We start from the raw sequence: 23,836 nt of genomic DNA, 5'->3' as shown, positions 1-23,836 counted from the left end.
CGGGGGTACACTGACCCCGATGAGTGACACCGGACCCTTTCAACGCCTGTACCGCGTGCAGCAGCTCGACCTGGACCTCGACCGGCTGCGGGCGGAGGAGGCGAGCATCCCGGGTGACCTGCGGGGGGCCCGCGCCGAGCAGGAGCGCCTGAACAACGAGCTGGAGGACACCGAGATCACCCTGGAGGGCGTCGAGAAGAGGGTCCGCCAGCTCGAACAGGACCTCGCCGGAACCCGCGATCAGGTGCAGCGCGCGCGCGAGGAGCAGGACAAGAACGCCTTCGACGCCCGCACCCAGTCCCAGTACGGCAGCCGCATCCAGATGCTCGGGGAGCGCGCCGAGGAGATGGAAGAAGACCTTTCTCCGCTGCGTGAGCGTGCCCGCGACCTCTCGACCCGGGCGGGTGAGCTGCGCGCCGAGCACCGCACCTTGCGCCCCCGCCTCGCCGAGCTCGAAACCCAGGATGAGGCCCGCGTCCAGGCGCTGCGCGATCAGGGTGCCGGGATGCGCGAGGAGCGCGCGGCGCTCGTCGCCGCCCTCGACTCCCGCACCGTCAAGGAATACGACCTGATCCGCAGGTCGAAAAAAGGCCTCGGCCTCGCCGAGATTCAGGGTGGGCGCTGCACCGGATGCAACGTCAACCTACCCGTCAACGTCCAGCAGCGCGCGGCCCAGGGCAAGTTGCCCCCCGTCAAGTGCCCTTCGTGCGGGCGGTTCCTGATCAAGCTGAACTGAGGCGGCGGGGAGAGCAGAGAGCAGCCCGCCGCGGCGGTTCCCCCTCTTGGTGAGTAGCCCCGAGGGATGCGCTATCTGGTACACCAAATCGGGAGCAGGTACAAGACGTTGTACCCCCGGCCCGATGGTGCTACAGTCAACCATCTCTGAGCGGCCCCTCTGACCGGGCCACCCTGTCCGCCCTGCACCGCCCCCGAGGGGGAGGTGAGGTCTTCTGCTGCCTTTTTGCCCCAAGGAGCCCTGCCCATGACCACCGCGCCCGACCGCAACCTCAGCAACTTCGACGAGAACGCCCACCACATCGCCAAGCGGCAGTACCTCCAGGCGGGGGACGGGGACCTGGGCGGCATGTTCCGCCGCATCGCCGACTGGGTGGCGGGCGCCGAGGCTCCGGAGGCGCGGCTCGCCTGGGCGCAGAAGTACTACGACCTGATGGCGGAGAAGAAGTTCTGCCCCGGCGGGCGCGTGCTGGCGGGGGCGGGGACGCAGCACGGGAACGTCTTGAATTGTCTGCAAGGGGACACGCTCGTCGAGACCCGGGAGGGCCAGGCGCGCATCGCTGACCTGTCGGGTGAGGTCGAGGTGTTGTCGCAGGGTGGGGTGTACCGGACGGCCCGCTTCCGTTCCTTCGGCACGCAGGAGCTCTACCGGGTGCTCTTCGAGAACGGCGAGACGGTGGAGGCGACTGCCGGGCACGAGTGGCCGGTGGGCAAGCGGGGCAAGTCGGGCCAGTACCGCAAGGTAACGACCCTGGATTTGGTCGGCAAGTTCGTGCCCGTTCTCCCCTCTGGACGGCGCCCGACGCGGGACGAGGACTTCGAGGCTGGGGTGCGCCACGGGGTGACCTACGGCGACGGCTCGCAGAACACGAACGGGCACACGTACCACGTCCAACTGTTCGGGGCCAAGCGCCCACTCGCCCGGCACTTCGGCGAGTGCCGTGTCCACGACGCGGTGTACGCGGGCCGGGAGGTCACGGTTGCCCAGGGAATGCGCGGTGACCTGAAGTCCCTCCCCGACGAGCTGAGCAGCGACGCCTACTGGTACGGCTTCTTCTGCGGCCTGCTCGCTACGGACGGCGGGGTGGACGACCGGGGTTCGGTGGCGATCTACCAGTCGGACGCCCATGACCTCGCCCGCCTCGCGCGGCAACTCGTGCGTTTCGGGGTCAAGGCGGCGAGTATCAAGCTGTTCCGTCAGGCTGACGCGGGCTATGGAGGCAAACCCGGGTACGCCCTGCGCCTCATCAAGCAGACTCTGCTGCCTGGGGACTTCCTGCGCGAGGACCAGCGCGAACGTTTCGAGCGTTCCTTCGAGGGGCAGACGGGACCCCATAACGCCAGCCTCCGCGTGATGAGCGTCGAGCCGACGGGCCGCAGCGAGGAGGTCTTCTGCTGCGAGGAACCCCAGACCCATACCTTCGTGATCCAGGGCGGCCTGCTGACGGGGAACTGCTTTGTGCAGGGTGCGACGGAGCACGGCCCCGAGAGCTTCGACGGCGTGATGGAGGTCGCCAAGAAGCTCGCCCTCGTGACCAAGGTGGGCGGCGGCAACGGCGTGAACCTCGATGTGTACACGCCCCGCGCCGTGAGCAGCCGCCCCGACGCGGGCGTGCGCGGCTGGGCGTACATGAGCGCGGCTCACCCCGACGTGAGCGACTTCATCGAGGGGTTGATGCGGCCCCCCACCCAGCCCGACGGCGAGAAGCAACCCGTCGCGGTGCGCAACTGGACCCGGGTGGTGTACGGCCACGCGATTCCCCCTGAACTCGTCGCCAGCGCCCGGATGAACGGCGTGCAGATCGTCCGCGCGCTGCCGGGGGGCGTGCAGGCCGTCGCAGACGACATGGGCGGCATCATCGACTCGGCCCGGGCGGTCGCCGAGAGCGCCAAGGTGGGCGTCGAGCCGCGCATCGACCTTTCCGAGATGCGGCCCGAGGGGGCCCCCATCAAGGGCTCGGGGGGCACGAGCAGCGGCCCGGTCTCCTTCCTGATGGAGATTTTCGACAACTTCCTGGAGTGGGCCAACCGGGGCGGGGAGACGAGCGGGCCGATCAACACGCTGCGGTTCGTGTACGCGCCCGTCCTCCGAGTTGTCAGGCAGGGCGGCTGCCTGCACCCCGACACCCTTGTCCACACCAACCGGGGCACCCTGCGCCTGCGCGAACTCGTGGACGCGCGGAGCTTCGGGCACCAGGGGCACGCGCTGGAGGTTGCCACCGACGAGGGCTGGCGGCACAGCCCGGAAGGCTTCAACAACGGCTTGGCCGACACCCTGCGCGTCACGCTGGAAAGCGGCCTGACCCTCCAAGGCACGCCCAATCACAAGCTCAAGGTGCTGCGCGAGAACGGCACGCGCGAATGGGTGCGCTTTGATGAACTCCAGCCGGGCGACTGGGCGATTCAGGTGCTCGACGGACACACCGGCACGCCCGCCCTGCTCGAACCGCTGGCTGAGTTGCCCTTCAACGCCAAGCGCATCCGCACGCCCGAGACGCTGACTGAGGACCTGGCCTTCTGGCTCGGCTACCTGTGGGGCGATGGCTTCGTGAGCGGGAACCGCGTGGGCTTCGCCGTCGCGCACGGCTCCCCGATGATGGAGGAGACCCCGCGCCTCTTCCGCGACCTCTTCGGGCTAGAACTGCGGCAGGAGCAAAAGGAGAACGACCGCAGCGTCGTCTTCGTCACCCGCTCGGCGGCGCTGGTGGCGTGGCTGGAACGCAACGACCTGTTGAAGGGCAAGGCCCTCACGCTGGAGGTGCCGCGCCCCGTTCGCCAGGCGCCCCGCCCCGTCCTCGGCGCGTTCCTGCGCGGCCTGTTCGAGGCCGACGGCACGCTGCTGCACGGCTACCCACAACTCTCCGCCGCCTCGCGCCAGTTGGCGGAGGACGTCGTGGTGCTGCTGGGCGGCCTGGGCATCCCGGCCAAACTCACCCGGTACGAGGCCCTGCCCAACCGCTACTCGAAGCGCGAGCACTACCGCCTGAACGTCGTCAGCGGCAAGGGCCTGGAGCGTTACGTCGAGCGCGTGGGCTGGCTGCCCGGCTCGCGGTTCGAGGCGCTGGGGTCCTTCCAACCTGACCCGGCCCGCGAGTCTGCTTGGCCCTTGCCCCACGCCTCCGGGCTGCTGGCGGGCGTGCACAGCGGCCTCCCCGCTGGGCGCAAGGGCAGCCCCTCGGCCTACACGGAGACGCGCAAGACTCTCTCGCGGTACATCCGGGGCGAGCGCGGCCTGACCGCCAGCGGCTATGCGGCCCTCGCCCTGAACCCGCAGATCGCCAATGCTCTGCCCGCCTTCGACCACGACGAGTATTACGTCCGCGTGCAGGGCGTGATGCCTGGTGAGCGCATCCTCACCCTCGATATTTCGGTGGAGGAGAACCACACGTACCTTGCCAATGGCATGGTCAGCCACAACACCCGACGTGGGGCTGGGATGGCGACCATCTCCATCGAGCACCCCGACGTGCTGGACTTCCTGACCGCCAAGGACCTCGACCGCGAGGCTGCCGAGGGCGACATCTCCACCTTCAACATCTCCATCCTCGTCACCGAGAAGTTCTGGCAGACCCTGGAGCGCGACGGCCTGTGGCATGTGGACGTGCAGGAGGTACCCGGCAAGTACTACCTGGAGGCGCAGGCGGGCCTGTACGACGGGCGGCTGCCTGGCCTCCCCGAGCGGGCCGAGGACGGGGCACGCGGTGTGCCGCTCTACAAGACCGCCCCCCAGGGCCGTTACAACCCCGCCGACAAGCGGCCCGGCGTTCCCGCCAAGTGGCTGTGGGACCAGATCGCGCAGCACGCGTGGGCGACGGGAGAACCGGGGTTGATCTTCGTGGACCGGGTGAACGAGTATTCCGCGTTGAAGAATCTGGGGAAGCGGTACGAGATTCGGTCGACGAATCCTTGTGTGACGGCGGACACGTGGGTCGGCACGGCGATGGGTGCCCGACAGGTGCGTGACCTGATTGGCAAAGATTTTTGCGCCGTCGTGAACGGCCAAAGTTTCAACGCTCGGGGAGGCTTCTGGCTGACCGGCGTGAAGCCCGTCCTCAAGCTGCGCACCAAGCGGGGCTACGAGCTGCGGCTGACGGATAACCACAGGTTGCTGAAAGTGCTGCGCCAGACGCGGGATGCACAGATCACCGAGTGGACCGAGACTGGAAGCCTGACACCCGGCGACCACATCGTGTTGAGCGACCACCGGGGCGTGCCAGGCTGGGCGGGACGGGGCAACCACACCGAGGGTTGGTTGCTCGGCAGTCTGGTCGGAGACGGCACCTTCATCACGGACAAGGCCCGGCCTATGGCGGCTCTGGGGTTCTGGGGTGAGGGACGACACGGGCTGGCCGACCGTGCCGAAGTGCATCTCCGGGCACTCGGGGCCACGAAGAAGCTCTGGCGCAGCGATGACGAAGCTCGGGACCGGATTCGCCTCAGCAGTGAAGCCCTGGCGGAACTGGCCGAGAAGTACGGTGTGCGGCACGGCCAGAAGACCATCACCGACGGGGTGGAACAGGCAGGGTTCGAGTTCTACCGGGGCTTCCTCCAAGGGCTGTTCGATGCGGATGGCGGTGTGCAGGGCAGCCAGGCCAAGGGCGTGTCCGTACGCCTGGCCCAGTCCGACCTCACCCTGTTGCAGCGTGCCCAACGGATGCTGGCGCGTCTGGGCGTTCTCAGCACTCTTGCAACCGAACGCCGCGGGGAGGGCACCCGCCTGCTGCCCGACGGCCTCGGTGCCCACCGGGAATATCGCGTCAAGGCGCAACACGAGCTGCTGATCAGTGGCAGCAACCTCGAGGTGTTCGCCGAGCAGGTGGGCTTCCGTGACCCCCACAAGGCGGCGTTGCTGGCGGAGCGCCTTGGGGGATACGCCCGCCGCCTGAACCGCGAACGCTTCAACGACGAGATCGTGAGCATCGAGCCCGATGGCGAAGAGGCGGTCTACGACGTGACCGTGGAGCACGTGCACGCCTTCGATGCCAACAGCATCCTGGCCCATAACTGCGGAGAGATCCCACTCACCATCGGCGAACCCTGCGACCTCGGCGCCATCAACCTCGCCGCCTATGTGAAGGGCAGCACCTTCGACTACGCCACCTTCCGCGCCGACGTTCGCACCTGCGTACGCTTCCTCGACGACGTGCTCGACGTGAACGTCTTCGCGCTGGAGGACAACCGGGTCGCCTCCCAGGACCTGCGCCGCCTCGGCCTGGGCGTGATGGGTCTCGCCGACGCCCTGATCAAGATGGGGCTGCGCTACGACTCGGAGGCCGGGCGGCAGGCGATCTACGAGATCATGAGCGCCCTGCGGGAGGAGGCGGTGGCCGAGAGCGAGCGGCTGGGCCAGGAGCGGGGCGTGTACCCCGTCTACCAGCGCAACGCGAAGAAGATTCCGCACGGGCCGCGCCGCAACGTCGCCGTGCTGACCGTGGCGCCAACCGGCACGACTTCCATGCTGATGGGCGTCTCCTCCGGCATCGAGCCCGTCTTCAGCCCCTTCATCTGGCGCAAGATCGGCTCCGAGTACCGGGCGCTGCTGGCCCCCCTCTTCGTGGAGCTGCTGAACCAGTACCCCGCCCCCGCAGGTCTGGAGAAGGACGGCGGCTGGGACTGGGACAAGGTGACGGAGGCGATCAGCGAGAACCACGGCTCGGTGGTGGGCCTGACCTTCATCCCCGAGGCGCTGCAACAGGTGTTCGTGTGTGCCCACGACATCAAGCCTGAGGACCACGTGCGGATGCAGGGCACCGTGCAGCGGGCCTTCGACGATGGGGGGCAGCACGCCGCGAACAGCTTGTCCAAAACGATCAACCTGCCCAACTCCGCCACCGTGGACGACGTGCAGGCGGCCTACAGCGAGGCGTACAAGACGGGGTGCAAGGGCATCACCGTCTACCGCGACGGCTCGCGCCAGTTCCAGGTCCTCTCCACCAGCAAGAAGAAGGAGAAGAAGGCCGAGGAGACGCCCGCCGAGGCGGTGGCCGAGGTGATGGGGGAGAAGACGGAGGAAGTCGTGACCCAACCCGAAGTGCAGAGCGCCCCCGTGCCCACCCCAGTCCCCTCCGCTCAGCCTGCTCCGGCACGCGCCACCGCCGCCCCCGGGCCCCTGTACGAGCGCCCGGCCCGCCTCCAGGGCATCACCGACATGGTGAAGCTCACCGACCCGACGAGCGGGCATCGGCGGTCCTTCCTGGTCACCGTCAACCACCTGGGCGGCAAGCCCATTGAGGTCATGGTGATCAGCGGGCGCGCGGGCGACGAGGCGAACGCCGACTCCGAGGCGCTGGGCCGCGTGGTCAGCATCGCCCTCCAGCACGGCGTTCCCGCCCAGGCCCTGATCAAGACCCTGCGCGGCATCAACGGCGGCCTCTACGGCAGCTACAACGGTCGTCTGGTGGGTTCCAAGGCCGACCTGATCGCCGTCGCCCTGGAGACCTTCCAGAAGGACATGGACGCCGCCGCCCTGCCGCCTCTCGCCGGGGCCAGCGTGGACGTGCCCGCCCCGGCCCCCGCTGCCCCCAGCGGTGTCAGCGTGGACGGCATGGCCCGCGAACGCTGCCCGGTGTGCGAGGAACGGGCCGTGATCCGCGAAGAAGGGTGCCTGAAGTGCCAGGCGTGCGGATATAGCAAGTGCGGGTGAGACGTGAAATACCGATTGTATGTTGATGAGGTTGGCAACACTCAAGCGTGCAAGCTGCCTAGCGACGAGAATGCCCGATACTTCAGTTTAACGGGGGTGATAATGTCTCTCGATTACAGTCGGGAAGGACTACACCCCCAAATGGAAGGTTTGAAACGAAATTATTTCGGTGACCATCCCGACGAACCGGTGATATTTCATAGAAAGGATTTGTTGCAGAATAATAGACCCTTTCAAGCTCTCCGTGATGCGGACGTAAGAAGGGCGTTCTTCTACGAACTTTTCGAGTTAATTTCTCAAGCTGATTATCAAGTAATAACGGCAGTTGTAGACAAAGTAGCGTTAGAGCGAAGATACGGTAAGGATGCCTGGGAGCCCTATCACTTTGCTATGGAGATGCTACTTGAAAGATTCGTAAAATTTCTAGAAGCCACTCCTGGTTCTAGCGGCGATGTAATGGTAGAGGCTCGAAGTTCAAAGCAAGATAAGACCCTTGCTTTGGAGTTCACGAGAATGTGTAACAAAGGTACTTACTACTGTACTAGGAGTAAGATAGAAAGCGTTTTAACATCGAAGGAGGTGAAAATCAAGAATAAGTCCGCAAATATAGCCGGATTACAGCTAGCAGACCTAATTGCTCACCCTAGCGCTATATCCATAATAAGGGAGGGCACCAAGCAAACTTATTATCATTCTTACGGAACCCCCATTGTTGATATATTGAACGCAAGTAAGTATCGCAGAGATAAGAGTGGCGCCATTAAGGGAATAGGTCGAAAGCTAATAAAATAAGTAAAGGGGGCATCTATAAGATGCCCCTTCGAAGGCTCCTGACCTTCTCCCTCCAAAACTTTGGATTGCACGTAGCGTAACTGTTATGGCAGAGGAATGTCAAGTGTGTAAGACTTACACCTCTTAGGTCTTGTTAGAGGCATCGGCCACCGCCGGGGAACTGCCCCGCATCAGCACCGAGAGCCAGGCAGGATGGGAACCGCCGGGACACCGAGTGGGGGAGACGTTCACGGTGAACTTGGGACGGCGGGGAGCGGCGTACTGGGTGTAGAGGGTCGGCTAATTTCGTGGAATGGGTTCGCCTGGGTGCAAGTAGACGATGCGTGCGCCGGGGCTGCCCTCGCGTGCGGGGTCTGGGCCGGGCTCCTCGTCTCGCATTTCCCGAATCATCTCGTTGACGGTCTGCCCTTCTAGCAGGAGTGCGATCCCAAGCCACTCCTCAAAGGGGTTCTCGGGCTGTTGGCTGCTGGGCAAATTGTTCTTGTCGTCGTCCACTCGTCCTCGATTATGCGCGAACCACGCCCTCACGCTCACGCCGCTGCTTCGCCCCCTACCATCCGCTCCGCCACCGCCAGCACGTCCTTCGGCGGCAGCACGCCCTTGAACCACACCAATCTCTCGTCGAAGTCGCTGGGGTCCACGCCCGCGCGGTCGAGGTTCAGGCGCTCGGAGACGCAGACGATCACGTCGCGGCGGCCCGACTTGCGCAGCAGGTCGAACTTCTTGCGCAGGTACTCGGGGCGCCAGTAGCCCACGATCTCCACGAGGACGCTGCGGCCCGACGGGTGGACGAGGCGGAAGTCCGGCACGATCACGCCGCCGGGCACCGGCACGAGGTCCACCTCCCGCTCCAGGGTCCAGGCCGACCCCAGCTTGCCGAAGCGGTCGCTGAAGCCCGACTCCAGGGCGCTGTCGTGCTCCTCGGGCGGCTTGTAGTGGCTCACGTAGCCGTCCTCGCTCGTCAGCTCGAACAACCACTCGTCGTCCCCGGGGTCTACCCAGGCGAGGTCCTTGCGGGGCTTGAGGGTCGCCGTCAGGTCCCATTTGGTGACGTACAGCAGGGCGGGCAGGAACTTCGCCATCGCCAGGCCGTAGCGTGTCGTGCCGCCGAAGAGGGACGTGGGCCCGTCCATCGTCAGGGTGAAGCCGTAGTCCGCGTCCCCCTCGACGGTGACCATCAGGCCGAAGAACTTGGTGTACTTCAGCAGTTGCTTGTAGCGGGCGGGCTCGTTGCGCCGGGCGGTGATGATGAGACTGTAGGCCCGGTAGAGCATCCCCTGGGCCTGGGCGAGGTTGAAGCGTTCGAGGAGGTCTTTTGGTTCGGGCGGGTCGAAGGCTACGAGCCGTTGCTGGTCCGGCAGGTCCGCGTACAGCAGGTCGGCCAGGTCCTCCGGGGTCAGCCTGCGTTCCCCCGAGAGCGCGGCGGCGGCCTGTTCGAGCACGTCGGCTCGGCGGTGGCGGATGGGCGGGTGAATCTGGGCGAGTTCAAAGACCTTCGCCCGCACCGTCCCCGGCTCCACGTCGCCCCCGGCCTCGAAGGTGGCGGCGCTCGTGGAGAGCAGGTGCGCCATCCCGCGGATGACCTTGAAGTCCGCCCGGCCCGCCTCCAGCGCCTTCAGGTCCTCCTCCACGTCCGCCCGGCGCTTCCCGAGGTTCGTCTCGAAGAGGTCGATGACCGATGCGGCCAGCGCCAGGTTGTTGGTGTGGGGCTTGAGGCGCCGGGGTTCCACCAGCCCCGCCTTGACCCGGAACATCAGGAGTTCAGTCGGAAGCATTCAGGTCCTCCCAGACGGGCGTGACGGAATTGATCCCGGGCTGCCACCGCCCGCGGCGCTGCTGGCTCACCCGCTCCTCGCTCGTGCCCTCGGTGATGACCTCGTACAGCACGGCCTGCTTGCCCTCGGCGCGGCGCAGGATGCGGCCCAGACGCTGGATGTGCTCGCGCTCGGTCGCCGTGCCCGAGAGGACGACCGCCACGCTGGCCTCCGGCACGTCCACCCCCTCGTTCAGCACCCGGCTGGTGACGATGACCCGGTAGCGCCCGTCTCGGAAGCGTTCGAGTAGGGCGTGGCGCTCCTTCACGGGCGTCTGGTGGGTGATGGCGGGCACGAGGAAGTCGCGGCTGATGCGGTAGACGGTCGCGTTGTCGTCGGTGAAGATCAGCGTCCGCTCGTGCGGGTGGTTCGCCAGCAGTTCCTCCAGCACGCGCAGTTTGCCCTCGGTCCCGTAGGCCAGGCCCCGCGCCTCCCGGTGGGCGAGCATGGCGGCGCGGCCTTGCGGAGACCCGCTCTGCATCACGAACTGCTTCCATCCGTCGAGGCTGCCGAGCCGGATGTTGTTCCGCCGCAGAAAGTCGTTCCTGGCCCGGATCAGGTCGTCGTAGTGCCGCTGCTCGGCGGGGCTGAGCCGCACGCGGATGACGACCTCGCGGTAGTCCGCCAGCGTCTCGCCCGCCAGTTCCTCCGGGGTGCGGTGGTAGACCACGGGGCCGACGAGTTCCTCCAGGTGCAGTTCCCGCCCGTCGCCCCGTTTCGGTGTGGCGGTCAGCCCCAGGCGGTAGGGGGCCAGCCCCAGTTCAGCCACCGCCCGGTGGAAGTCGCTGGGGAGGTGGTGCGCCTCGTCGTAGACATGCAGGGCGTACTTGCCTGCCAAGAGTTCGGCGTGGATGGCCGCCGAGTCGTAGGTGGAGATCAGGATGGAGGTCTCATCCCGACTGCCCCCGCCCAAGAGCCCGATCTCGGCGTCGGGAAAGGCGGCGAGCAGGCCCGAGTACCACTGGTGCATCAGGTCCAGGGTGGGCACGCAGACGAGGGTGCTGCGGGGAGTGTCACGCAGGGCGAGCTGGGCGACGAGCGTCTTTCCCGCGCCCGTGGGCAGGACGACCACACCCCGGCGGCCTGCTGCCTTCCACGCCCGCAGCGCCTCCTGCTGGTGGGGGTAGGGCTGCACTTCCCGCGCGTACCCGAGGTTGAGCCGCTGGAAGGTCGCCGCCTCGTCCCGCACCGGGACTCCCGCCTTCATCAGCGTCTCCATCACGTCGCGGTAGACCCTTCCCGGGGCCCGCCACGACTGGCTGCGGGCGTCCCAGGTGAAGAGGGGCGCGGCGCAGGGCGGCACCTCGCGCATCACGAGGGTGCCCCGGTCCAGTCGCAGGACGCAGGTCATGGGTCCTCATGCTACGGGGGGGATGCCTCCCCCATCCCGCCTGAGGTGACGTTTGCGCGTGGTGCTCCTCCACGAAAACGCGGCGAGGTGGCCCCAACCGGCAAACCGGGTCCGGGGCAGACTGGGTGGGCGGGGCCGTAAGGAGTTTTCCTGAAAGTCATGCGCTTCGATGGAAACTGTCCTGGGCCCCGCGCTCCCTCAACTGAAGCCCCATGCCCGCCCCTCTCCGCCTCACCCCCGAAGGCTTTCAGCGCATCCAGCGCACGACGAGGCCCGGCGCGTGGTGCAGGAGCGGATGGGGGCGAACGAGCAGGAGAATCAGGGGCTGGAGGCCGCCCAGCGCGAGGTGATGGCGACCCTGGCTCGCATCGCCGAGATCGAGGACGGTCTGGCGCGGGCGGTGCCCATCGAGCGGGCCGAGGTTCAGGACGACCGAGCTGCCCTGGGCGCGGTGGTGACGCTGCTCGACCTGGACACGGGACGCGAACTGAGGCTGCACCTCGTGAGCCCGCCCGAGGCGTCGGCCATCGTCGGGGAGATGCCGCGCATCAGCACCGAAAGCCCGGTGGGACGGGAACTGCCCGGTCGCCGGGTGGGGAGACATTCACCGTGAATCTGGGACGGCGGGAGGTGACGTACCGGGTGGTGAACGTCACCTCCTGAGCTTCAACGCCTGTTGTATCGCAAGCGCGAGCCTTGTCCTCCTAATCCTGGCTGGTGATGAACGGCAGGTTGCGGTCGAACTGGGCGCGGTCGAGGCCGTAGCCGTAGACGAAGGCGTCGGGGATGGTGAAGCCCAGGTACTCGACGGGGACCTCGACCTTGCGGCGGCTGGGCTTGCTCAGCAGGGCGGCGACCTTGAGGCTGGCGGGGCCGCGCCCCTGGAGGTAGTGCAGGAGGTAGTTCATCGTGATGCCGGTGTCCACGATGTCCTCGACGAGAAGGACGTGCCGGTTGCTGATCGGAAATTGCAGGTCCTTGACGAGCTTGACCTCGCCGCTCGTCTGCTTGGCGTCACCGTACGAACTGGCCTGGAGAAAGTCGATGGTGCAGGGAAGGCCGATGGCGCGCACGAGGTCGGCGTGGAAGAGGAAGGCGCCGTTGAGGACGCAGATCAGGTGGGGGTCCTTGCCCTGGTAGTCGGCGCGAATCTTCCGCCCGAGTTCCTGAATGCGGGCCTGAAGCTGCTCCTGCGTGATCTGCACGGGGCCATTGCCGGGGGCGAGGCTCATATCGCGCCCAGGCTAACACGCGCCCCCCGCTTCTTCCCTGCCCGCCCGTATACTCCGGCCCATGACGGGCGGGTTTGCGGTGAATGTCGAGCGGGTGCCGGGCGTCCTGGGCCGCATCGTGCGCGAGCGGGCGCGGGACTATAAGGGGGCAGACGGGACGCTGGGCCCTCCCCGTCCCCGCCAGCGGAGGTTCCACGCCGCCCTCTCGGGTCCGGACCTCGCCCTGATCGCCGAGGTCAAGCGGGCCAGCCCCTCGGAAGGCGCCATCGCCCCCCTCGACCCGGCGCAGGCCGCCCGCGCGTACCAGGCGGGGGGTGCCTCGGCCATCAGCGTCCTAACCGAGCCCCGCCACTTCGACGGCAACCCGGAGGCGCTGCACGCGGTCGTGGCGGGGGTGGACATTCCGGTCCTCCGCAAGGATTTCGTCGTCCACCCCGCCATGCTGCGCGAGGCCGCTGACTGGGGCGCGTCCGCCGCCCTGCTGATGGTCAGCGTGCTCGGCGAGGCGGTGGGCGAGTACCTGCGGACGGCCCACCACCTCGGCCTCGACGCGCTCGTGGAGGTCCACGACGAGGCCGAGCTGGAGGTGGCGCTCACGGCGGGGCCGGAGGTCATCGGGGTGAACAACCGCGACCTGACCACCTTGCACATCGACCTTGATGTGAGCCCGCGCCTGATTCGCCGTGCGCGGGAGGCGGGCTTCACGGGTGTCCTCGTCGCGGAGAGCGGTTACCGTACTCCGGAGGACCTAACTGGAGTGCGCGACCTCGCCGACGCCGTGCTCGTGGGGACCAGCCTCGCGGGCAGCGGCGATCTGGAGGGGGCGGCGCGGCGCCTGCTGGAGCGTTGAGTCCTTCGCTCCGCTTCCTGGGGACAGCGGACAGCAAGGGGGTGCCGCGCTTCTGGTGTGGCTGCCCCGTCTGTCAGGAGGCCCGGACGGGAGGCGTGAACCGCCGGACCCGCAGCGCCGCCCTCGTCCGGGGGGAGGGTCAAACGCTGCTCCTCGACTGCGGCCCAGACCTCCACGGGCAACTCGCCCGGCTGCCGGGGCCGCTCGTGCCGGACGCTGTGGTCGTCTCGCACGCGCACAACGACCATCTGCTGGGACTCGGTGACCTGCTCGACTATGCCGTCTACGCGGGGGGGGACCTGCCTATGAATGGCGCTCCGGCTGGGCAGACGGCGCTGGCTCCCCTCCCGATCTACGCGCCCGCCGAGGTCCTCCCGCAGATCGAGGACCGCTTCCGGTACGCCTTCCGCCGGGAGTTCCCGGTGCGAGTCCTGCCCGAAGACGGGCTGCGCGTTGCGGGAGTTCATGTCCGCGCCTTCCGCGTCCCCCACGGGGCGAACGGGCACAGCCATGCCTTCCGGCTGGACGGCTCCGGCTTCCGCGCCGCCTACGTGACCGACGCCATCGACATCCCGGAGGAGACGGTGCGGACGTGGCTTTCGGGCCTCGACCTCCTGATTCTCGGCACGTCCTTCGCGGACGAGTCCGCCGCCATCCACGCCACGCGCAGCGTGTACGACGTGCGCGAGGCAGCGGCGCTGCCGTGGGCGAGGGCCGCCCGCCGCGTCCTCCTGACCCACCTATCCCACGACGTGGACGTGCGCGCCGTGTCTCTCCCGGAGGGATGGGCCTTCGCGCGGGACGGGCTGGAGGTCGGGCTCTAGTCTCTGGCCTACACTGCCCTGATGCTCGCGTCCCTGTACCTGCTCCTCACGCTCACCTTCGCCGGGGTGCTGCTCGCGCTCCTCCTGCGGCCCGGCGTGGCGCGGGCAGGCGCGGTGTGGGGACTGGCGGCCCTCCTGCCCCTCCTCGTCGCCTGCGCGGGAGCCCTCGTGGGTCAGGCGCGCGCCGCCCGGGTCCTCGCCGGGTTCGATCCTCGGCCCGTGACAATCACGGTCACGAACGGCGACACCTCCCGTTCCCTCACCCTGAGCGCCGGGGAGGCCGCCTGCGTCGAGCGGGCCGTGCGGCTGCACACGCGCAGCGAACTCCTCACCCCCGGGGGTCCGGTGCCCCTCCTGCCGGACACGCGCGTAACGGGACCCCTCCCGCCCCAGGCCGTCGTGGAGGCGCTGGGCGTGCGTGGGGGGCTGAGCTGTCCGGGATTGCGTGCGTTGCCGGGGGAGACTGGTGGGTGAGGTTGGGCTGGGAGGGGGGTGACCGCAAGCGCCCCTCCCAGCCTCCCCCGCAAGGGCGAGAGGCAAAAAGACCTGTTGTTGGCTGGAAAGGGGTGGTAGCGCGGGTCACACGCCCCCTCACCCCGGCCCTCTCCCGCAAGGGGAGAGGGAGAAAAGAAGCTGAAGCTGTTGCTCTTTCAAACCGTCAATCTGGACGCCCTATGAGGGCTCATGACTCAACGCCCCTGGCCCACGGCCACGTCGGCTCGCGCAGCGAGACGGTGGGCGAGCCGATGGGACGCGACAAGATCAGACCTTCCGCTTGCAAGAACCCGTCCACCCACGCCGCCCGTTTACCCTTGCCCAGCGCAGCGCCGCTCCCCCTGCCCCCCCTGGGGGGAGGGGGCTGGGGGGTGGGGGTAAACGGAGCAAGTCGCCCTGCCCCCCTCACTCCCCCAGATACCGCCGCAACTCATCCAAACTGTGCCCCGTCCCGATCACCACCAGCTTGTCGTGCGGCCGAAGCGCATCCTCCGCCCGTGGCGTCACCTCCACCTTCCCCGCCCGGCTGATGGCAATGACCTGCACCCCAAACCGCCCCGTCAGGTTCAGATCCCGCAGCGACCCCCGCAGCCGCTCGTTCGCCTCGATCTCGACGATGGCGTAGTCCCCCCCCAGGTCGAGCGTGTCCACGATGTTCGGCGTGGCGATCTGCCGCGCGAGCCTCACCCCCATGTCGTGCTCGGGCCGGATCACGAGGTCGGCCCCGATCCGCTCCAGCACCCGCCGCGCCATCTCGTCCACGGCCTTGGTGACGACGTAGGGGGCGCCGAGGCTCTTGGCGTTCATGGTGGCGAGGATGTTCGCCTGCACGTCGGTGCCGATGGCGACGACCACCACGTCGAAGTCGGCGGCGCCGATTGAACGCAGCGCCCGCTCGTCGGTGGCGTCCACGATGGCGGCGTGGGTGACCCGGTTCATCACCCGCTCCACGTTGTCCTCGTTGTGGTCGATGGCGACGACCTCGTGGCCCATCTCGTAGAGGGTGGTGGCGACGGCAGAGCCGAAGCGGCCCAGGCCGATCACCAGGCATTGTTTGGTCTTCATTCGGGCGTCATCTCTCCGGGGACAGGCTAGCAGCCTTCAGCTCTCAGCGGTCAGCCGTCAGCTCCTTTTGCTGATTGCTGACCGCTGAAAGCTCCCCCCTCACCCCACCAGGATGTCCCGTTCCGGCGGGTACTGGACGCCCCGCCCCTGCCCGCCGCGCAGGCTGAAGGAGGTGGCGAAGGTGAGGGGGCCGATGCGCCCGAGGTACATCAGCACGCTGAGGATCACCAGGCCGGGGTCGTTGATGAGGTGGGTGGTGTTCATGGTCAGGCCGACGGTGGCCGCCGCACTCACCGTCTCGAACAGCAGGTGGGTGAAGCCGATCTGCGGGTTGGTGGCGAGCAGCGCAAAACAGGCCGTCGCCACCAGCAGGGTATAGAGGGTGGTGACGGTGCCCGCCCGCACGAGGTTTTCCGGCTCGACCCGCCGCCCGAAGACGATCAGGTCGCCGCGCCCGCGCACCATATTCCATGCGCTGCCGACGAGGATGGCGAGGGTGCTCGTCTTGATCCCGCCGCCCGTCGAGCCGCTGTTGGCGCCGACGAACATCAGGGCGATCAGGAGAAAGAGGCTCGCGCTCGTCATCGCCGCGATGTCCACCGTGGCAAAGCCCCCCGAGCGCGGCGTCACGCTCTGGAAGAAGGCGGCGAGGAGCTTGGTGGGCGCGTCCAGCGGCCCGAGGGTGCGCGTGTTCGCCCACTCCAGCACGAGCAGAAGGACCATCCCCACGAGGAGCAGCACCCCGGTCGTCAGCAGGGTGAGCTTGGAATACACCAGCAGCCGGTTGCGCCGGGGGTTCAGCAGGTGGGTCACGGCGTTGAGCTGCACCAGAAAGCCCAGCCCGCCCAGGATGATCAATCCGCTGATCGTCAGGCTGACGAGGGGGTCGCCCACGTACTGGCCCATCCCGCCCGGCACGACCACGAAGCCCGCGTTGTTGTAGGCACTCACCGCGTGGAAGACCGCCTGATACAGCCCCTCGCCCCACCCGAACTGCGGCACGAAGCGCAGGGCGAGGAGCACGGCGCCTGCCCCCTCCGCGACGAAGGTGTACAGGAAGATGATGCGGATGAGCTGCACCACACCGCCCACGTCGAGCGCGTTGATCTGCTGGACGAGGTGCTGGCGCTCGGTGAAGTTCACCCGCCGCCCGGTCAGGAAGGCGAACAGCGTCCCGAAGGTCAGGATGCCCAGCCCGCCGATCTGCGAGAGCACCAGGATGACGACCTGCCCCGCCCGCGTGAACGTCTCCCCGGTGTCCGCCACGACGAGCCCGGTGATGCAGATGGCGCTCGTGGCGGTAAAGAGGCGGTCGACGGTGTTCAGCGCCGCGCCGGGGGCGGTCACGCCGGGAAGGTGGAGCAGCGCCGTTCCCAGCGCGATGCCGATCAGGTACACCACGGCGATGAGCTGCGGCGGCGTGAAGCGCGACATCAGCGAGCGCCGGGGCGGGCCGGACGGGCGCGGGGCACGGGGCAGGGGGATCAGCATGGTTACCCGATCAGGATGTCCTTTTCCGCCGGGTAGCGCACGAGGTCGGCCGCCTCCCGGCTGTTGAAGGCCACCGCGAAGGTCAGCGGCCCGATGCGCCCGAGGTACATCAGCAGGATCAGAATGACCTCCTGCGCGGGGTTGAGGAGCGGCGTGGCGTTCATGCTCAGGCCCACGGTGGCGAAGGCGCTCACCGCCTCGAAGAAGAGCTGCACGAAGAGGATGTTCGGGTTGGTGTTGAACACCAGCAGCAGGATGAACATGGTGTTCACGAGCCCGATGCTCAGCAGCCCGACCGTCATCGCCCGGATCACCGTCTCGCGGTCGATGCGGCGGCCAAACAGCACGACCTCGCCCCGGCCCCGCACCATGCTCCAGGCCGAGGCCATCATCACGTAGAAGGTGCTCGTCTTGATGCCGCCGCCCGTCGAGCCGGGATTCGCCCCGATGAACATCAGGATGATGGAAATAAAGAGGGTGGCGAGCCCCATCGCCCCGTAGTCGAGCGTGTTGAACCCCGCCGTGCGGGTCACGACGCTCTGGAAAAAGGAGGCGAGCAGCTTGTCTCCCAGCCCCAGCGGCGCGAGGGTGCGCGGGTTGTTCCACTCCAGCCCCAGGTAGGTCAGCGTGCCGACGAGCAGCAGCACCCCCGTCATCGTCAGGGTGAGCTTGCTGTGGACGAGCAGGCGGTGGCGCCGGGGACTCAGCAGGTGCGCGACCACGTTGAGCTGCACCAGAAAGCCCAGCCCGCCCAGGATGATGAGGAAGGCGGTGACCAGACTCACCAGGGGGTCCCCCACGAAGCGCAGGTAGTTGTCGCTGTAGAGCGCGAAGCCCGCGTTGTTGAAGGCACTCACCGAGTGGAAGACCGCGTAGAACAGCCCCCGCCCCCAGCCCTCCAGCGGCACGAAGCGCAGGGCGAGGAGCAGGGCGCCGACCCCCTCGATCACGAAGGTGTAGAGGAAGATGTTGCGGATCAGCGGCACCACGTCGCCCGCGCTGAAGGCGCTGACCTGCTGGGCCAGCCGGATACGCTCGCTGTAGTTCACCCGCCGCCGGGTGAGGAGCGCGAAGACGGTCCCGAAGGTGATGATCCCCAGCCCGCCGACCTGAATCAGGATCAGGATGACCACCTGCCCGAGGCGGTTGAAGTCGCGCGCCGGGTCCACGACGTTCAGGCCCGTCACGCACAGGGCGCTCGTGGCGGTGAAGAGGGCTTGCAGGAAGGTCACGCCGCGGCCCGGCCCGTGCGTGAGCGGCAGGGTGAGCAGGGCCGCCCCCACCAGGATGCCCACCGCGAACGAGAGCGCGATCAGTTGCGGCGGACTGACCCGCGAGCCGATCCGCGAGAGGGGGCCTTTGCGGACGCGCGCCGCCGAGTCAACGGACGTTCGGGGGGGAGGGGGAAGTGACATAGGGAAACGGGCGATTCTATCACCGGCCCCCCGCCCTCTATACTGCCCTGCTATGCCGCGTCCCCCCCGCTCCGGAAGTTCCCGCCCCCACCGCCCGAGGCGCCCCCAGGGAGACCACCGCGCCCGCCAGCCCGCCCACGAGTACGTCACCGAGGCCCTGCCCGGCCTGGAGGAGGTCGCGGCGGCGGAACTGGCGGCCGTCCCCCTGGCGCGCGATATCCGCGGCCCGCGCTTCTGGTACCCCGGCGACCCCGAGCGACTGACCCGGCTGCGCGGCTCGGTCGCCGTCTCCCGGGTGCAGGCCTGGGACGTGCCCCGCCCGCGCGGCCTGCTGGGGCACCAGCAGTTTGGGGAGCTGACGGCCTACCTGGGCGAGGTGGTGCGCCTCGGCGGTCACCGCTCCTTCCGGCTGGCGGCGGCGGGGCGCGAGTCGAGCGTGATGGCGCGCATCGCGGACGAGTTGCAATCGGCCCTGGACCTCCCCTTCGACCCGGGGGAGGGCGAACTCCTGATCCGGCTGCGCCCGCAGGAGGACGGCCCCGGCTGGGAGGTTCTCGCGCGTATCACGCCCCGGCCCCTCTCCGCCCGCGCGTGGCGGGTGTGCAACCTGGGGGGCGGCCTGAACGCGACGGTCGCCTTCGCCCTCCACAAGCTCGCCGGGCAGCGCGAGGAGGACCGCATCTTCAACCCCATGAGCGGCAGCGGCACCCTCCTCGTCGAGCGGGCCCTGCTCGGCCCCTACACGTCGATGGTGGGGGTGGACACCGACCCCCGCGCCGTCGAGTGCGCCCGCGCCAACCTCCAGGCCGCCGGGCGCGAGGTCGAGGTCGCCCAGGTGGACGCCCTCCAGACTGGCCTCCCCGCGCGCTCCTTCGACCTGATCGTCTCCGACCTCCCCTGGGGAGACGCCATCGGCGACCACCGCGCCAACGCGGCCCTGTACCCCGCCTTCCTGACCGAGATGCACCGCCTGTGCAGCCGCCACGGGCGCCTGGTGGTCCTCACCCACGAGATCAGGCTGTTCGAGCGGCTGTTGCGTGAGCAGACGGGGTGGCACGCCCGCGAGCTCTTCCAGGTGTACAGCGGCGGGCATCACCCCAAGGCGTACCTGCTGGGGAAGACGTGAATCTTACCCGGAGTGCTCGGCCCTCCACGCTCGCCACAGCGACCAGAGAACAAGGCCATTGAATGCGCCGAGCACAAGCAGGAAGCTGATCCAGAACAGCCACCCGGGATAGGGCCTCTGCCTGGAAGCGTCGCGGCACCCTGCCTGCTGGGTGCAGCTCAGGGCCAGGGTCAGCCCCAATCGAGGCTCGTGACCGCTTGCGTACCTGTTCCCTAGCTGAACCATACGGTTGTCTTTAAGACGCACGCTCACCATGTAACTTGGGTGTCGTCGTCCGGGCTCCGGAAGGTCCACCGCCGTCACCGTTCCGGTGATGAAGACCTTAGGCGCCAGCGCGAATTGGGCCTCGTGGGCCATCTTGTACGACACCATAAACAGCAGGCCCAGAGTAAAGGGGGCGCAGGTCAGGTACGAGAAAGGAAGCCGCCCAAATGCACCACGCGGCGTCTTCGGCCCCTGCGAGGGTGGAGCCGTCCCCGGTTCCACCCCAACGGTGTGACGACTGGGTGGCCGAGGTGAGGAGGTCTGCACCCTTCCAGCCTACGAATAGGCCCCAAACACGATCATTTCAGTGGGAGGCGCCGGGCAGGCCCTCACCCATCAGCCCCGCGCTGAGGTCCATGCTCGGCACCCCGGGTGAGACCCAGGGATTGCCCCGGATCAGGAAGCGCCACGGCAGGTTCTTCCCCGCCAGGATGCCGACCCTGGCCGTGACCTCCACCCGTTCGTCGGGCAGGGGTTCGCCGGGGAGGAGGTGCAGGGTGGGGCCGTTCACGGGCAGGCCCGCCACCGCCGCCGGGTCGAGGCCGAGGGCGTAGACGAGCTTGGCGGGGCCGTTCGTCAGGTCGCGCTCGCGGGTCACGGGACGGTGGGTGAGCATGGTGCCCAGGCCCTCCACGGGTTCCAGGGCGCGGATCAGGACGCTTGCCGACACCCCTTCCTCGCGGCAGGCGACTTGCAGCAGGGGGTGGCCGTGCGCCGACCAGAAGAGCCAGTGACCGGGCGCAATCGCCATCGCCACGGTGCGGACGAGGTGGAAGCGTCCGGCGGCGCAGGCGGGATCGCGGGGGCAGTCGTACGCCTCGGCCTCCACCACCCGGCCCGCGAGCCGCTCGCCGCCGGGCAGGACGCGCACGAGGGTTGAACCGAGCAGTTCGCGGGCGACGCGCGTGGGGTCGCGGTCGAAGAAGGCGGGGGGGAGGGGGGAAGTCAAAGGCTCATTCCTCTCGGCGCGGCAGGCGGAGGTAGATCACGGCTCCCACGAAGAGGAGCAGGGTGAGAAGGATCATGCCCCATGCGAGCAGATCCTCGCGTGTCGCTGGCCGCGACGTGACCGGGGAAATGGCAGACCTCGGCCATCCCCAAGCGAGCGTCAGCGCCACCTGGGTTGTCAGCAGAACTTCCACCCAACCTGAGGCGCTCGTTCGGCTCGCCCCCCAGACCCGCCACCAGCCAGAGGCAAGGACGCCCAGGGCCAGCCCTCTGAGGCCAGTCGTGACATCGAGTGCGGGGTCTGACAGCAGCGCCAGCGTGCAAAACCACGTCGTCGTCCCCAGCCACAGGCTCGGCAGAACCCGGCGCCGGAGCCTCGCCCGTCGTGTGCGTTGTGCCTTCGAATCGAACCTCAGACCGACTTCCTCCGTACCAAGCTTCAGCTTACGGGCTCTGTTCCTGACAAACTCCCTCCATCAACGTGCCGCACCATCGCCTGACCCCACACGGCGGAGGTCAGGAAACCCTCAATCCTCCTCAGTCCCCCGGGCGAGAGGTGGAGGCTAGGCTATCTGACGGTTACCACGTCCTACACCCACCCTCAAGGAGGAACCCACCATGATGGACATTTTCAACATGCTCGGCGGCATGGGTCAGGCGCAGCAGACGGTCGGCAACCGCCTCGGCACCAGCCCCAACCAGACGCAGGCCGCCCTGGAGGCCGCCGTGCCCCTGCTCCTCGGCGCGATGACCCGCAACGCGCAGCAGCCGGGCGGGGCGCAGGCCCTGTCGGGGGCCCTCGACCAGCATGACGGCAGCGCCCTCGACCTGTTCGGCCAGGGACAGGCGCCCGATCCGTACCAGGGCCAGAACATCCTCGGGCACGTTTTCGGCAACCAGCAGCAGGCCGCCGCGAACGCCGTGAGCCGCCGCGCCGGAATTGACCCGCAACTCGCGATGCAGGTGCTGGCGATGGCCGCGCCCCTGGTGCTCGGTTACCTCAGCCGCCAGCGGCAGGGTCAGGGCGGCGGCTTCGGCCAGATGGGTGGCGGCCAGATGGGCGGCGCGGGCGGCTTCGACATCGGCAGCATCCTCGGCGGAATGCTGGGGGGCGGCATGGGCGGCGGCCTCGGGGGGATGCTCGGGGGTGGTCAGGGGCAGACGCCGACGCAGGGCGGCGTGCTGGGCGGTGGCTCCGTGATTCCCGGCTACTCCCAGGACCCGTACGGCCAGTCCGGATACGCTCAGGACCCGAGGCAGACTCAGGGCGAGGTGCTCGGTGGGCCCATGATCTCCGACTACACCCGGGATCCTTCGGGTCAGACCGGGTACGACCAGAATCCGCTGGGCCAGCCCGGCCACGTCGGCACCGGCCAGATGGGCGGCGGCGCGGGCAACATGGGCGGCATGATCGGCACCCTCAACAACGTCCTCGACCGCGACGGCGACGGAAACGCGCTCGACGACCTGATCGGGATGTTCGGGGGTGGGCGGCGGTAGGGGAGGAGCGGTCAGCTCTCAGCCGTCAGCCGAAAGAGAAGGAGAGGGCCGTCCAGATGTTCCGGGCGGCCTTCTTCGCTGGGTGACTCAAGCGGGCGTGTTGTTTTGACTCCTCCCCCTTGAGGGGGGAGGCCGGGAGGAGGTGAAATGAAACGCCCCACCAGCGCGGCGGGGGGAAGACTGTCTGGATATTCCCTCTGGCTCTGGGACGCCGCGCCCGCTCACCCCTTCCGCGAGCAGGTCTCTGAGTCGAGATCGAGTGACTTTCCCCACCCCCTCCGCCTCCCGCCTCAGCCCACGACCCTCTCCGCCTCCTCCACTCGCTCGCGGGAGTAGGGCTTGTAGCCCTTGGGGGTGCCGGGGCCGCCACTGAAGAGGCTGGTCGTCAGGTAACGCGCGCCCGTATCGCAGGCGATGGTGGCGACCCGCTTGCCCGGCCCCAGACGGCGGGCCACCTCCAGCGCGGCCCAGGCCATCGCGCCGCTGCTCATGCCCACGAAGACGCCTTCCTCGCGGGCGAGGCGCCGGGCCAGGGGGTAGGCGTCTTCCTCCCAGACCGGGATGATCTCGTCGATCACCGAGCGGTCGAGGTTCTCGGGGATGAAGCCGGGGCCCATGCCCTGAAAACCGTGCTCGCCGCGCTCGCCGCCGCTCAGGACGTTGGAGCGGGCGGGCTCGACGGCGACCACCCTCACCCCCGGGTCCTGCCGTTTGAGAAAGCGGCCCACCCCGCTGATCGTGCCGCCCGTGCCCGAGCCGAAGACGAAGGCGTCGACGCGGCCCTCCATCTGCGCCCACAGCTCGGGGCCGGTGGTGCGCTCGTGGGCGGCGGGGTTGGCGGGGTTGGTGAACTGGCCGACCATGACGGCGCCCGTCTCCTGCGAGATGCGCTCCGCCTCCTCGATGGCGGCGATCATGCGGCGCTCGGGGTCGGTGAGGACGAGTTCGGCCCCGTAGGCTTGCAGGGTCCGCTTGCGCTCCTCGCTCATCTGGGCGGGCATACAGAGGATGAGTTTGTACCCCCGCGCCGCCGCCACCTGCGCGAGCCCGATGCCCGTATTCCCGCTCGTCGGCTCGACGATGGTGCCGCCGGGCCCCAGGACCCCGCGCCGCTCGGCGTCCTCGATCAGGCCCAGCGCCGTGCGGTCCTTGATGCTGCCGCCCGGGTTCAGGCCTTCGAGCTTCACGAACACGTCGGCCATCCCCGGCTCGACCACCCGCCGGAGCTGCACCAGGGGCGTGTTTCCCACGAGGGCGTCAATCATGGGGGAAAGGATAGAGCCCTCAGCCC

At 68.3% G+C, this 23,836-nt stretch carries 17 protein-coding genes; 9 read left to right on the top strand and 8 right to left on the bottom strand.

Translation table 11 applies throughout. The features are described 5' to 3' along the window. Positions 1-19: 19 nt before the first annotated feature. The 3 genes from IC605_RS05625 (at position 20) to IC605_RS05605 (ending at position 8,170) form a co-directional block, all read left to right on the top strand. On the top strand, positions 20-736 hold the full coding sequence (locus IC605_RS05625; protein ID WP_216320096.1) for a zinc ribbon domain-containing protein: 717 nt from the start codon (positions 20-22) through the stop codon (positions 734-736). A gap of 246 nt (positions 737-982) precedes the next feature. Then, entirely contained in the window at positions 983-7,378 is a 6,396-nt protein-coding gene (locus IC605_RS05610) for an LAGLIDADG family homing endonuclease (protein WP_246580386.1), read from the top strand. A 3-nt stretch (positions 7,379-7,381) separates the two neighbouring features. After that, positions 7,382-8,170: a DUF3800 domain-containing protein gene (locus IC605_RS05605; protein ID WP_216320095.1), complete on the top strand. Its 789-nt coding sequence runs from the start codon at positions 7,382-7,384 to the stop codon at positions 8,168-8,170. A 530-nt stretch (positions 8,171-8,700) separates the two neighbouring features. Here the strand turns inward: IC605_RS05605 and IC605_RS05600 are convergent. Both IC605_RS05600 and IC605_RS05595 read right to left on the bottom strand, forming a co-directional pair. Further along, positions 8,701-9,945, bottom strand: coding sequence for a DUF790 family protein (locus tag IC605_RS05600; protein ID WP_216320094.1), 1,245 nt, complete (start codon positions 9,943-9,945; stop codon positions 8,701-8,703). Further along, entirely contained in the window at positions 9,932-11,335 is a 1,404-nt protein-coding gene (locus IC605_RS05595) for a DEAD/DEAH box helicase family protein (RefSeq protein ID WP_216320092.1), read from the bottom strand. The genes IC605_RS05600 and IC605_RS05595 overlap by 14 nt, the downstream gene beginning before the upstream one ends. Positions 11,336-11,615: 280 nt before the next feature. Here IC605_RS05595 and IC605_RS24445 point away from each other — a divergent pair, with 280 nt between their 5' ends. Beyond that, positions 11,616-11,948: a GreA/GreB family elongation factor gene (locus tag IC605_RS24445; protein WP_343216515.1), complete on the top strand. Its 333-nt coding sequence runs from the start codon at positions 11,616-11,618 to the stop codon at positions 11,946-11,948. Between the two features lie 91 nt (positions 11,949-12,039). Here IC605_RS24445 and hpt read toward each other — a convergent pair whose 3' ends face one another. Further along, positions 12,040-12,567 (bottom strand): hypoxanthine phosphoribosyltransferase, encoded by a 528-nt coding sequence (gene hpt, locus IC605_RS05585; protein WP_216320090.1) that lies wholly within the window; start codon positions 12,565-12,567, stop codon positions 12,040-12,042. Positions 12,568-12,628: 61 nt separating this feature from the next. On the opposite strand from hpt, the gene trpC reads away from it, so the two are divergent. From trpC to IC605_RS05570, 3 genes are all read left to right on the top strand, one after another. After that, a complete protein-coding gene (gene trpC, locus IC605_RS05580) occupies positions 12,629-13,417 on the top strand; it encodes an indole-3-glycerol phosphate synthase TrpC (protein WP_216320088.1) in 789 nt (262 codons plus the stop codon). Positions 13,418-13,512: 95 nt separating this feature from the next. Beyond that, entirely contained in the window at positions 13,513-14,241 is a 729-nt protein-coding gene (locus tag IC605_RS05575; protein ID WP_343216514.1) for an MBL fold metallo-hydrolase, read from the top strand. Between the two features lie 21 nt (positions 14,242-14,262). Beyond that, positions 14,263-14,715: a hypothetical protein gene (locus IC605_RS05570; protein ID WP_216320083.1), complete on the top strand. Its 453-nt coding sequence runs from the start codon at positions 14,263-14,265 to the stop codon at positions 14,713-14,715. Positions 14,716-15,141: 426 nt separating this feature from the next. Here IC605_RS05570 and IC605_RS05565 read toward each other — a convergent pair whose 3' ends face one another. From IC605_RS05565 to IC605_RS05555, 3 genes are all read right to left on the bottom strand, one after another. Continuing rightward, positions 15,142-15,801, bottom strand: a complete 660-nt coding sequence (locus IC605_RS05565; RefSeq protein WP_216320080.1) for a potassium channel family protein — start codon at positions 15,799-15,801, stop codon at positions 15,142-15,144. 99 nt (positions 15,802-15,900) lie between these two features. Next, positions 15,901-17,292: a TrkH family potassium uptake protein gene (locus IC605_RS05560; RefSeq protein WP_216320077.1), complete on the bottom strand. Its 1,392-nt coding sequence runs from the start codon at positions 17,290-17,292 to the stop codon at positions 15,901-15,903. 2 nt (positions 17,293-17,294) lie between these two features. Further along, positions 17,295-18,707, bottom strand: a complete 1,413-nt coding sequence (locus IC605_RS05555; RefSeq protein ID WP_216320074.1) for a TrkH family potassium uptake protein — start codon at positions 18,705-18,707, stop codon at positions 17,295-17,297. A 52-nt stretch (positions 18,708-18,759) separates the two neighbouring features. Between IC605_RS05555 and IC605_RS05550 the strand changes: the two genes are divergently transcribed. Further along, entirely contained in the window at positions 18,760-19,833 is a 1,074-nt protein-coding gene (locus IC605_RS05550) for a methyltransferase domain-containing protein (RefSeq protein ID WP_216320071.1), read from the top strand. 568 nt (positions 19,834-20,401) lie between these two features. Here the strand turns inward: IC605_RS05550 and IC605_RS05545 are convergent. After that, positions 20,402-21,046 carry a DNA-3-methyladenine glycosylase gene (locus IC605_RS05545; RefSeq protein WP_216320068.1) on the bottom strand — a complete coding sequence of 215 codons (645 nt, stop codon included), beginning with the start codon at positions 21,044-21,046 and terminating at the stop codon, positions 20,402-20,404. Between the two features lie 617 nt (positions 21,047-21,663). Here IC605_RS05545 and IC605_RS05540 point away from each other — a divergent pair. Continuing rightward, positions 21,664-22,545 (top strand): DUF937 domain-containing protein, encoded by an 882-nt coding sequence (locus IC605_RS05540; RefSeq protein WP_216320065.1) that lies wholly within the window; start codon positions 21,664-21,666, stop codon positions 22,543-22,545. A 290-nt stretch (positions 22,546-22,835) separates the two neighbouring features. Here IC605_RS05540 and cysK read toward each other — a convergent pair whose 3' ends face one another. After that, positions 22,836-23,810 (bottom strand): cysteine synthase A, encoded by a 975-nt coding sequence (gene cysK / locus IC605_RS05535; protein ID WP_216320062.1) that lies wholly within the window; start codon positions 23,808-23,810, stop codon positions 22,836-22,838. Between the last annotated feature and the right edge of the window lie 26 nt (positions 23,811-23,836).

This window comes from Deinococcus aestuarii, from assembly GCF_018863415.1.
In the GTDB taxonomy this organism is placed as follows: Bacteria; Deinococcota; Deinococci; order Deinococcales; family Deinococcaceae; genus Deinococcus; species Deinococcus aestuarii.
Note: the sequence above shows the minus strand (reverse complement) of the source record. Positions and strands in the feature narration are given on the sequence as shown.